Source organism: Desulfosporosinus lacus DSM 15449, assembly GCF_900129935.1.
GTDB lineage: Bacteria > Bacillota > Desulfitobacteriia > Desulfitobacteriales > Desulfitobacteriaceae > Desulfosporosinus > Desulfosporosinus lacus.
The window spans coordinates 722161-734530 of sequence record NZ_FQXJ01000003.1 but is presented as its reverse complement, the minus strand read 5'-3'; the positions used below and the strand labels follow the sequence as shown (position 1 = coordinate 734530).

Here is a 12370-nt window from a genome sequence, read left to right as displayed (position 1 = left end):
AATATTTCATTTATATCGCCTTCCGTTTTGTAATTACATCACCTATAGTGTTTATCGTACCTTCTACATTGCTTACCGTATGTTTTAGATTATCGATCTCTGCCCTATGCACTTGATTGTTATGCTCTATAGCCTTTACAACCAAATATATCTCATCTTGTCTAGACTCTAAGTTATTCATTCTTAACTCTAAGCTATCCATTCGCAACTCTAATCTATCCATTCGTAATTCCATTTTCGACTCTAAATTATCCACTTTTGACTCTAACCCATTCAGTTTATTGAGTATAAGCCCAAGCATCCCTTTAATCTCATTCTCCATTGTTTCACCACCTATCTTTCAAAATTATACCATTCTTAACTCCCTCCAACAAGCTAAATTATACTCAAAAGAAAAGGAAAAGGTCACTAACAACCTTTTCCTGAATATAAAAACCTATTGGCCGTTCCTCTTATTGTCCCTGCCTCTTTGAGGTGCGGCAGTGCCTCCACGGAAATCGGCGCCTTTTCTCCTCGACCAGGTATCCACCTTTTGACCGTAGCCATCACGATGGAAGTTTCCTTGCTGAGGTCTGGCATTCCCCATGTTTCTGCCGCCCATGCTTCTGCCCCGAGCCGGTGCGGCTTCGGTCAAGCGAACTTCGACATTGTCAGGTTCTTTGGTAATAATCTTGAGCGCTGCGGACAAAAGTGTTACTGAATCGTTTTCAGCCAGTAAATCTTCAGCGACTCCTTTATATTTCTCGATGTCTTCTTCTGCAATGACACGCAAGATCTCAGTCATAGTCAGGCGTTGTTGCCCTTGGACTGCTTCTACGATGGTTGGAATAGGTTTACGAATGATTCTTCGCTTAATTACAGATTCAATCAGGCGAAGCATACCTATCTCCCGTGGAGTGACTAAGGTAATCGCCAGACCGGATTTCCCTGCCCGGCCGGTACGGCCTACGCGATGGACATAACTCTCTGGGTCTTGAGGGATATCAAAGTTAAAGACGTGAGTTACTCCGCTGATATCGAGCCCCCGGGCAGCCACATCAGTAGCGACCAAAACTTCTATAGTCCCGTCTTTAAACTGTCTCAGGACGCTGTCTCTCTTGCTTTGAGTTAGGTCTCCATGAATGCCTTCAGCGGAATACCCACGCTTACTCAAGGCCTCAGAGAGCTCATCCACGCGCCGCTTGGTTCGGGCGAACACAATCGACAAATCTGGGGATTGAATATCTAAGATACGTGATAAGACGTCGAACTTTAAACGCTCCGTGACTTCCACGTAATGTTGCTCAATATCAGAGACCGTGACACCGGTCGCTTTAATACTAATCAGCTCTGGGTTCTTCATAAACCGCTGGGCAATGTTTTGAATCTGTCTGGGCATCGTTGCCGAGAAGAGCAATGTCTGGCGTTCTTCAGGGATTTCCTTCAGGATGGTTTCGATATCATCCAAAAAGCCCATATTCAGCATCTCATCCGCTTCGTCCAGAACAACGATTTTGATTTCATGAAGGCGAATCGTTTTCCTTCTCATGTGGTCCATCAAACGTCCTGGAGTCGCCACAATAATATGTGGTCTCTTCTTAAGAGCTCTAATTTGCCAATCGATTCCTTGTCCGCCATAAATGGGTAAGGCATTAATTCGTTTAAATTGCCCGATCTTGTTTAGCTCCTCAGCCACTTGGACCGCTAATTCCCGAGTAGGTGCCAGAACAATCCCTTGTATATGTTCGGCTTGAGACATAATTCTCTCAACCAAAGGTATCCCGTAAGCAGCTGTTTTGCCTGTTCCGGTTTGGGCCTGCCCGATTAAATCTCTACCTTCCATTGCTGTAGGAATCGTCTGTTCTTGAATTGGAGTTGTTTCTTCAAACCCCATGTTGATAATCGATCGAATAACCGGTTCACTTAACGATAAGTCTGTAAATGTAGCCAATACTTTCATTCTCCTTTTTATATGTTATATTCTTTAAGTTTTCCAATTGCGTCCTTATCTATAACTGCGAACTATGACTGCGAAGAAAAAATATCTTATCTATCAATTAACCGCCGAAACAGAATATTCGCGATAGCGCGTGAGTTTCGCCAACGAGAGAAATAGACGCTTTATGGCACCAACTATATATTATACCATAGTTATCCATTAATAGAAAGCACATGAAATAAAATTCTAATCTAGACATACTAAAGGACCTCCGCGTCCGGAGGTCCCAATTGCGCAAGTCAATGGTTCAATAGGGCCTTAACTGACTTACAAAATAAAATTAGCACTAATGTTTGCGAAAGTCAAGATAAATCCACAGATTTACCCCTAGATTGTGGATACATGAATATTTTTCAACTATGCTTGTGGCATTCCTTTTAAAAACCATTCGTAATTGCATTTTGCATTAAACAAATCGATTTGCTTTGTTTTTACTGCATTTTCTTGAAGCTGATAGTTCGTTGTTGCTTCATCCAGTTCCAATTGTGAAATCATCCCTAGGCCTTTCCTGAGTTGAGCTTCTGAAAGCTTCACTTTTTTATCTCCAAGAGTTTGCTCTGCCAGTCGAAGATCGCTTTGAGTTTTCGCGATATTATCGATCATAGTATGATAATTTGATTTTAAGGTGTCATTCATCTGAGTAAGCTTCAAGTTGGCATTAGTTAAATCATAATTTGCCTTCTTATACTGCTTCGATGAGGCTCCATTATCCTTTTTAGCTCTATCAAGAGTAGCTTGATTCATTGTAATCTGTAGTTCCTGCAATTTTATTGCATAACTGTTCTCTAAAGCCTTTTCTAAATCTGCCTCTTCGTCTTCAATGATAAAGTCTTCAACCGTAGCAGGGGTACTCCCGATTACCAAAGTATTTTCTTGATCGTTAAACAAATTTTTAAGTTGGCGCTCTAAAGAAGCTTGTTGAAATTCTGTGCTTTCAAGTTGAGTCTGCAAGTTTACTAAATTAGTTTTAAGCTCATTGATATTATTATGGGAAATCATCCCTAAACTCTCTTGCAACTGCATCGCAACTAGTTGCTTTTCCAAAGTTTTTATGCTTGAGGAGATAGTTAAAATACCTAAATCCGCCTGATTAACACCAATAAATAAACTTTCCGCCGCACGAACAATCAATTCATCGTTCATTGAGTTGTTAAGATCAATCCTAGCTTCCAAAGTAGGACGATCGATTGCACCTCTCTCATATTCCTTTAGTGCATCGAGTAACATACGTTTTTCGGCGTTAATAGCCATTATCTCGCCAGTAGTGATACCTGTACTATCCCTTTGATTATCTAGATCTTCTAGGTCATCCTCTAAATCTTTAATATTTTTCTTTATATTTGAGAAGTCTACTTTATCTTTCAGACTGGAGTTCTTATTGATTTGAACGTCAATATTTTGTTCAGCAATAATACCCTTAATATCCGCGAAGTTGATTACCTTCGTACTCGTTGCGTCAGCAAACGCCATAAAAGGTTGCCCTAAAATTAACATAGTTGATAATATTGATATTCCGATTAGTTTCTTCATATGTAACTTCCTTTCATGATACCTTGTAACTTCCTTTCATGATACCTATGCGCTTATTGTAGTTTACAGTTTTTCTAATGTCAATTGTAATAATAGGTTTATTTGTAACAATTGTGGCTTTTGTATCTCGAGGGAAGGAGCGTGTACACTTCACTCGAGGTTTGCCACCTATTTCAGTGTAGCCTGCTTAAGCAGTTTCCCTTCTTTGGCAATTGGCAATAATAATATCAATAGGCCTGTCAAGATATTTTTCTTTAATAATCTAGCTGTATTTTTCAACAACTTGATCCACGGACAGTTCCTGCTCATTATTTATTACTATATCAACGTTTACTCCACGTTGTTCTCCTTCCTCTACCTGAACCATGACACGTTCAATTCCTTCTTCTGCTTCCAGCTGTTTTGCCAGATCCGTCATCACTCGCAAATGTATTCGCCTTAGACTCAGTCTCCTGATTCACCTGGTCCTCTACTGTTGTTTCCGGAACCGGATTTCGAACCTTAACATCCTGTTATCAAAAGAAACATCGTTATTACACCGATAATCCTTAACTATTTATGCTTAACCACTGTTCTATGTCCCCCTTTTCGATTTATATGGTGGATTCTAACAGATACAATTTCAATTGTAAAGTTAGTGACATAGATAATAAAAAAGAGGCAACCTCCGAGGCGCCAAAAGAGTCCTTTGCCCATGAAAGCAAAAGACTCTTTTCGCGTATTGTCAGAGGTACTTCCTGTCGTTTAGATCCTATCCTAGTGACAATTTATTAGTCTTGTTTCTAAATATATTATAACTTTCGATCTCCCGTTGTTGGCTGAGTACTCAAGCTCTTCTTCTGCTTCTCCAACATATAATTAGTACTAATACCTAGTCCCAAGAGAACCCAAAACACTGGAGCCACTGAAACGACACTATCATTAAAGAATGCTGCACCGAGATAACCACAAACTGCAACAAAGATACCTACACCGGCCTGGGAAACAAAATCACTATAATCACTTCTAAAATAAAGTCTTACGCTCCTGACAAAATAGGCAATGAACAAGGATAAAAGAGCTAAAAGGGAGATAATCCCAGTGTTAAGTCCAACCTGTAAGTATAAATTATGAGGCTTATCCACCACTTGCCACATATCTCCGGAATAAGCATAGGATTTCCCCATAAAGTCATTTTGGGGGAAATAGATTGCAAAGGTATCCGGCCCGTAACCCATAAATAAGGTATGTTTCAGTAAAGGAATTGACCTGGACCAGATGTAACCCCTTGAGGACCCTAACAATTCTTTACCTTCAAACCCCCATTTTTCGACAGGTTCCATATTGACTACCTGACCTTTATTGTTTAACAAAGTTACTTGGTCCTTAGCTAGTTTAAATTTGAATTTCATGTTCCCTTTTGTTAATTGTAAAACATTCGCATCATTCAACTTACCCAAAGTCAGTTTGTAGTCTTTATACCTATCATCTTCTAAATTTAACTTACCTTTACTTTCCTCATAACTCATTTGAATCGGATTACCATCTTTGTCCTTTAAAGCAATTTGATCACCTTCAACCGAAAGTATAAGTATTTCGGTAGATGTCACCAACGTTGCTTGGTTTCCGTTTATATCTAATCCTTGCAAGGGCATATTAGCTTTAGCACCGCCATTATCGGCACTTTGAGTAAACTCCAGGGCATTGTTAATTAAGGAACCTATCCTTGAGCCTAAATACCCATTCGATAGATAATTAAGCCCGAATACTAGAGCTCCTAATATAATCAATCCACTTAGGAAATACTTCCAGTTCTTAATTATCACTTTGTTAATCATAACCATTAAAATTACAATTGCAAGAGTACCACCGAACATACCAGCCCGTGAAGTAGATCCTAGCCAGTTAACTGCCATTAAAAGGGCTAGTAAAGCAAAGAGAACTTTAAGCCATCCTTTTTTCGTAAGGATAAACAGTGCAAAAGTTAAGGGGAAAAGCATGGCCATATAACTACCAACATAGTTAAGGTGATAAAGGGTTGAGTATATTAAATTCTCGCCAAACTGAAACTGCAATTTGTCCGCCATAGGTTCGTAAACCTTAGGTAAAATGAGATTTTTTCCAAAGCCTGATTTAAAGAAATCGTAACCTATATATTGAAATACACCTATAAGGCCGATCATAACAGCTCCCGTAAATAGAGCTACTAAGAGGACTTTGATATGCTCTTCCTTATTCACAAGATTGATGGTGACAAATAAGATAGCCATATAGGCTAAAAGCACGTACATTCCTTCGTATCGATCGGTAAAACCTGTTAACGAGATATCCGTATACTTAGAAAACTCTGTCGAAAGAATCACAAAAAAAGCATAAACTGCCATTGGGATATAATAATAGGTTCCCCTAATCCTATCAAGTCCGTTAAGCATAACAATTAATGCCATAACTCCGACTGCAATGAGGCTACTAATCAAGATCCAAACCATCTTGTAATAAGAGAAAAAGTCCAGATTTTCCTTCTGCCCGGTCCAAAAATCAAAGGATGCCCCGGTTAGTGGTACAACTTTGAGATAAACTATTAAAGGCACAACCGCCAGTAAGAACATTAGAGGCAATAATAAATACCATTTATAGTTTATCTCAGTATTTTTTACAACCATAAATCTCCCCCCCTCCTGAACGTTGGAAAAATTAATAAAAACTTATTTAAGTTAAATATCTAAATTGTCTTCTTGGCTTCTAAGGAACTAAAGTTTAGCTCAGAAATGTGGTACATTCGTAATCCCTTATTTAGGTTAAAGCCAAGTCATATTGTCCATGTAATCGCCCCTTAAAATTGGAATGAGTTTGCTTCTTAAAGGTTCTTCAATGTCCCTCAGTCTCTGGTTATCAATTTTTAAGATATCCACGGTATCCAATTTCAATTTGCCCGCCAATTCCTTGGCAGTCAAGTTTTGGTTTTTTCGGAGCTCTTTGATGGTTTTTTTATCCTTGAACTCCAAGCCAAAAAACAAGGTAATTCCTCCTATCCTTAGAACTTTTATCCCAGATACTTAACAATGTTTTAGTCAACTGTCAAATCTACCGTCTTTACTCACTCAGCCCAAGTACAATGTTCTTCTACTTCTTCCCAGGTCATATAAATTCGGACAATATCCTCCTCAACAAGGTCACTACCCATCTGGACTTCGATAAATTCCAAATCAGTGACAGCCCTTAAACCATGTTTAGCTCCAACCGGAATATCTAACACATCTCCTGGCTTAACACGACATACTACCCCGTTAAAAGCATAAAGACCTTCACCACTAATAATGGTCCAGACCTCACTCCGTTTATTATGATATTGATAACTAAAATTCCTGCCCGCCATTAAGCTTAGCCTCTTAGTTAGAACCTCGTTGCCACCCTCAAACACCGTACGGTCTAAAACTCGATACCACCCCCAACGTCTCTCCTCATACATCGGCCGCAGGTCAAACTTACCCACTAAGTCCTTAATCGACGGACTGGAGTCTTTATCTGTGACTAAAATTCCGTCAGGACTTACAGCTATTACCGCATTGGAGACACCAAGAACCACGACCGGAATATCCAACTCATTAATAACATGGGTATTAATCGAACCCTCACTTAAGATCGCATTACCCACTAGACCATTAGGCATTTCCTCTGTTAAGGTATTCCAGGTACCCAGGTCTTTCCATTCACCATCGTATCTAAGAACGACAATATGCTCAGCTTTTTCCACCACTTCATAATCAAAACTAATTTTAGGCATTGCTGTATATTGTTGCAGCAACTCTTCGTAGTCAGTTGGAAGACCTTTTTGGGTTAGTTGTGAAATAATGTAATTAAGTTTGAATGCAAATACTCCACAATTCCAGAGAGCCTGTTGCTGAATAAGTTTCTCAGCATCGGTGCCCTTGGGCTTTTCCCTAAAATAACTGACCCTAGAATAAGGTCGGTTATCCTGGTTAAGCTCAGGCACGATATACCCATACTTTTCCGAAGGAAACGTAGGAGATACTCCAATGAGTGCCAAATTAGCCTTGGAATCCTCGAGTACCTTCTCCAACTCTTTAATCTTACTAAAAAAACCAACCTCGACATGAGGATCGACAGGTAAGACGACCACTGTCTCATCTAATCCGGTCTTTTCCACGGAATAAAGATAAGAAGCAGCCAAAGCGATCGCCGGAAAAGTATCTCTTCGCTCTGGTTCAACAATCATCGTAACAGCTTGTCCCAATTGACGTTGAATCATATCAACTTGGGATTTACTAGTGGCTACCAATGAAGAATGAGCCAGTCCCACTGAATCCAACTGCTCCCACACCCGTTGAACCATGGAAACTGGTTCACCTTGCTTATTTTGTAGTACTTTTAAAAATTGCTTTGACCTTGCATCATTGGATAAAGGCCAAAGCCTTTTACCAGAACCACCCGAAAGTAAGATTAATTTCATCTTGAACACTCCTAAATATTTATGTAATCTATGTGACCAATCTCAATCAGGAACTGGGTTCGATAATACCCCCAATTCCACTAAGACATTTAGCAAAGACTTCTTGAAATTTTCCTTGCTAAATTCGCCAGCTTTACTCCTTAACAAGGAGGGCTCAAAATCCCCTTGACCTTTACCGCTTAATTCCTCAAAGCGTAAAATCCCTGCCATCATTCCCTCGGCGGTCTGCTCTTTAAATAATACACCCGTTACACCGTCTTCGACAATATCAACCGCTCCACCTTGACCATAAGTAATCACTGGACAACCAGAAGCTAAGGCTTCTACCATAGTTAAGCCAAAATCCTCTTCTCCGGGAAACAGAAAGGCTCGAGCACGGGCTAAATAATCTGCAACGACTAGATCACTCTGGCGACCCAGAAACTTTATCATTTCACCTTTACTACGATCCATAGCCTTTAAGCGTTTTTGCTCCTCACCATCACCAATCACTACTAGATTACGTCCTAAACGATTGCAGGCCTCGATCGCTAAGTCAACCCTTTTATACCCCACTAATCTAGAGACAACCACATAAAACTCTTCCCTTACACAAGTAGACGTAAACCGATCGATATCCACAGGTGGATATACCACGCGTGATTCACGCCTATAATGTTTTCGGATCCGTTCTTGAACCGCATGCGATATGGCAATAAAATGATCCACCCTGTCCGCACTGAGCCGATCCCACATACGAATCCGATGCATTAGCCAAACTGCCAACCAACGCTTTAGACACTTTAAAGATTTCATGTAAAAATGATATGAATCCCAAGCGTAGCGCATCGGTGTATAACAATAGCAGACATGAATCGTCTTAGTCCCAGTGATTACCCCTTTCGCACAAGACGAAGAACTACTGAGGACCAAATCATAATCACTTAAGTCGAATTGTTCAAAGGCATAAGGCATTAAGGGCAACAAGTTTTGATGTTTACGCATGAATTTGGGAAGACGCTGTAAAAAGGACGGGCGAACATCAGCCTCAGCCAAACTTGGCTCCAAGTTAGCCGATTCATATAAGGATGTATAGACAGGAGCATCTGGAAAAAGTTCTAGAAGGACACCTACCACTTGTTCCGAACCGCCCATATTGGTCAACCATTCGTGAACTATGGCGACTTTTAGTTGGTATTCTGGATTTTTCATGTGTACAACTTCTTTTGCATTATTAGTCATCTTGTCCCCCATGTATCAATTCCACTAAGCCAGCCATAGCTTTGATCAGCATCCAACTCCCGAATACTTAAATATCTTTTTAACTTCAATATTCTTGGAAAAGACATTACGCAAATCAAAGAAATAGTCGTTTTTCATAACATCCTTAACTTTGTTCAGGTAGGCACCTCTAAACTGATGCCATTCAGTCAAAAGAATGATAGCATCGGCCCCCTCAGCGGCTTCATACTCGTTTCTACAATACGTCATGGAGTCCTCAATATCTTTTAATCTCCATTTTGCCTCCTTCAAACCCTCGGGGCAATAGGCACGAATTTTTGCACCTACACTGACAAGTGCACGGATAATGTCAATAGAAGGCGCGTCACGCATATCGTCTGTTTCCGGTTTAAAAGATAAGCCCCATATTGCAAAAGTGGCGTGTTCAAGGGGAACCTCTTGCGAAACGGTGCTGATAATCCTTTCGCTCATTTTTCGTTTCTGCTTCTCATTGGCCTTGATAGCCGCTTCAATAACCAGCAATTGCTCATCATATTGATGGGCAATATCTGCAATTGCCTTGGTATCCTTAGGAAAACAGGAACCTCCGTAACCAGGGCCAGCATGTAGAAACTTAGGGGATATTCTACCATCCATTCCCATTCCCCGAGCAATTTCCTGAATATTAGCGCCGACCTTATCGGCAAGCAATGCCATCTCATTAATAAAGGAAATTTTCACTGCCAAAAAAGCATTGGAAGCGTACTTAATCATTTCCGCAGTCTCAAGATTGGTGATTAGAAAGGGCGTCTGATTAATGTAAAGTACATCGTATACCTTTTTCATAATATCAACGGCTTTTTCACTTTCTGCACCAATGACAACTCTATCTGGCGTCAGGCAGTCGCGAACCGCCTTGCCCTCACGGAGAAATTCAGGATTGGATACAATGTCAAATTCAAAGTTGCCACCTCGTCTATCAAGCTCTTCCTGAACAATGTCGCGTACTATTTTTCCTGTCCCAACTGGTACGGTAGACTTGTCCACAATGATCTTATAACCGTTCATGTATTTACCAATACTTTTAGCGACTGCCTGAACATATTGGAGATCGGCGCTTCCGTCATCTTGAGGTGGTGTTCCAACCGCTATAAAAATGACATCGCTTTTTTCAACTGTTTCCTGTATGTCCGTTAAAAAGTGTAGCCTACCTGAAGTGACGTTTTTGTCGAGCAGTTCCTTGAGTCCCGGCTCATAAATTGGTAGAATACCCTTTTTCAGCTTTTCGATCTTTTCCGATACTACATCCATGCAAATAACGTTCATGCCGAACTCTGCCATGATAACGCCCTGCACAAGGCCGACATAGCCTGTGCCAATTACGCCTATGTTATACATAACATCCATTCTCCTTTTGAAATTCCTGTCTATTCGGATCTTGCACCCAATTTATCATAAATCACCCTTTTTTCCGAGAAAAACAGTTGCAAAAAAGAATATTAAATCTCCCATTACTGTCATCACTCGCCCTAACGCCACAGCCAGTAACAAATCCACCTCTACAACTACACCCTTTAAGAGAAATAATAAAACTATTTCTCGCACCCCCACTCCTGCAGGTGCGCCAGGTGTAATCAGTCCAACGAGCCAAGCTATAACATAAGCTCCAACTAATTTAATCACTATATCTATAGTCATAAAACTCGGTGATATAATTACAAGTACTCCCATAAATATTAAACCAGACATTACTAAAAATAATACATGCCATCCCAAGGCCAATGCTAATGATAAATCAAGCCAGCGCCTAATCGCTAGAACTACGACGAGTAACACCATTACAAATAACATTAATGCTAAAAAAGTCGGGAAGCTCTGCCACCACAGTGGCAGAGCCAATAGCCCGAACAAAGCGCCTACGAATGCAATCAGCCCTATTTCCCATACGGAGGATTTAGCCAATGCCCACCCAGGTACCCCTGCCGCCACGCCTAACGCTTGTCTACTAGCGAGATGAAAAATATTGCCCGGAACATATTTAGCCAGTTGTGACATTCCATATACATAAGCGGCCTGGTACAAACCGAGCGGCGCTCTTAGGAACACTAGAATTTGATACCAGGCTAAAACGAGTGCAACATTTATAATTGCGTATAAAATAGCAAGGACTAAAAACGCGAACCAATCGATCGGCTGTATCCATGACAGATCAAGCTTGTCGATATAACCAACTAGCCGAATCACAACAAAAAGTACACCAATAATGGAAAGCGCCCCACCAACCCATGATAAAGCTAATTTGAGTTTATTGAGAACTTCTCCGCGATCTATCATAATATATTGCACCATCCATCAATTGAAAAATCGTAAACTCTTGATTGAATTAGGGTTATCCTGATAATGTTGATCTCCAGACGATCGCCCGGTCGACTAGAGGAAAAGTAATAAATTAAATATTACTGGATCATTGACTTTAGCCTCTGAGACCAGATTCCTATACTATATGTTTTGCACGGCACAATACCATCGTCCAAGGTAGTGGGTTCTTTACTTCTAAAACATTAAAATACTTATTCACGAGGCATAGAAAGCTTTTTTTCGACCAGTGCTGCATATGGCCAGGTGTATTCCCTAAATGGGCTATATATTTACCTCGTGCAAGATTGAGGATACGCCATAATGGTTCCCGAGGTACACTTAAAATTATATAGTTTTTAGCGATCCTTTGTAATGCGGCCATTCCAGCTTCTGGATCTTCCAAATGTTCAAGAACCTCACAGCATACAATCAAATCCGCCGAGTCACGATCATGAATGAGGTCATATATACTAAACTGCTCGAACAACAAATCAGATATTCCCGATTCCACCGCATTAGTTCGGGCTATATTGATTACTTTTCTAGAAAAATCAGATCCCCTAGCCTTAATATTTTCTTGATGCCAACGTAAAACCCAATAACCTTCACCACAACCAATCTCATGAATATCTTTTGGCTTTGTTTTACGTACTAATTCACTTAATGCATTATCATAACCACTCATAATGACCTTGACAATGCGGTTTCTTGAACCATATTTATCATAGGTATTACCTACGACCACACCATCTTCTATTTCACCGTGTGAGGTTTTCATAATAATTCTTCACAACCTTTTATCCGAGCTGTTGCCAAACTTTTTTGACCTAATTCCACTAACCCGACTATGATTA

Annotated in this window: 11 protein-coding genes; all 11 read right to left on the bottom strand. The window is 40.3% G+C overall.

Annotation, left to right across the window (positions count from 1 at the left end; all coding sequences use genetic code 11):
- Positions 1-10: 10 nt before the first annotated feature.
- A complete protein-coding gene (locus tag BUB11_RS03480; RefSeq protein ID WP_073027891.1) occupies positions 11-322 on the bottom strand; it encodes a M domain protein in 312 nt (103 codons plus the stop codon).
- Positions 323-436: 114 nt separating this feature from the next.
- Positions 437-1930: a degradosome RNA helicase CshA gene (gene cshA, locus BUB11_RS03475; RefSeq protein ID WP_073027889.1), complete on the bottom strand. Its 1494-nt coding sequence runs from the start codon at positions 1928-1930 to the stop codon at positions 437-439.
- 405 nt (positions 1931-2335) lie between these two features.
- The gene (locus tag BUB11_RS03470) at positions 2336-3508 is read right to left on the bottom strand and encodes a TolC family protein (RefSeq protein ID WP_073027887.1); all 1173 of its coding nucleotides are present in this window, start codon (positions 3506-3508) and stop codon (positions 2336-2338) included.
- 262 nt (positions 3509-3770) lie between these two features.
- Positions 3771-3935 (bottom strand): hypothetical protein, encoded by a 165-nt coding sequence (locus BUB11_RS28155; protein ID WP_242947440.1) that lies wholly within the window; start codon positions 3933-3935, stop codon positions 3771-3773.
- Between the two features lie 364 nt (positions 3936-4299).
- Positions 4300-6150 (bottom strand): O-antigen ligase family protein, encoded by a 1851-nt coding sequence (locus BUB11_RS03465; RefSeq protein WP_073027885.1) that lies wholly within the window; start codon positions 6148-6150, stop codon positions 4300-4302.
- 135 nt (positions 6151-6285) lie between these two features.
- Entirely contained in the window at positions 6286-6504 is a 219-nt protein-coding gene (locus BUB11_RS03460; RefSeq protein WP_073027884.1) for a transcriptional regulator, read from the bottom strand.
- Positions 6505-6584: 80 nt separating this feature from the next.
- On the bottom strand, positions 6585-7958 hold the full coding sequence (locus tag BUB11_RS03455) for a sugar phosphate nucleotidyltransferase (protein WP_073027882.1): 1374 nt from the start codon (positions 7956-7958) through the stop codon (positions 6585-6587).
- A gap of 42 nt (positions 7959-8000) precedes the next feature.
- Complete coding sequence (locus BUB11_RS03450; protein WP_084110138.1) at positions 8001-9179, bottom strand: glycosyltransferase; 1179 nt, start codon at positions 9177-9179, stop codon at positions 8001-8003.
- A gap of 45 nt (positions 9180-9224) precedes the next feature.
- Positions 9225-10556, bottom strand: a complete 1332-nt coding sequence (locus BUB11_RS03445; RefSeq protein ID WP_073027880.1) for a UDP-glucose dehydrogenase family protein — start codon at positions 10554-10556, stop codon at positions 9225-9227.
- Positions 10557-10610: 54 nt separating this feature from the next.
- Entirely contained in the window at positions 10611-11492 is an 882-nt protein-coding gene (locus BUB11_RS03440) for a hypothetical protein (protein ID WP_073027879.1), read from the bottom strand.
- A 160-nt stretch (positions 11493-11652) separates the two neighbouring features.
- On the bottom strand, positions 11653-12294 hold the full coding sequence (locus BUB11_RS03435; RefSeq protein ID WP_073027877.1) for a class I SAM-dependent methyltransferase: 642 nt from the start codon (positions 12292-12294) through the stop codon (positions 11653-11655).
- Positions 12295-12370 lie beyond the last annotated feature (76 nt).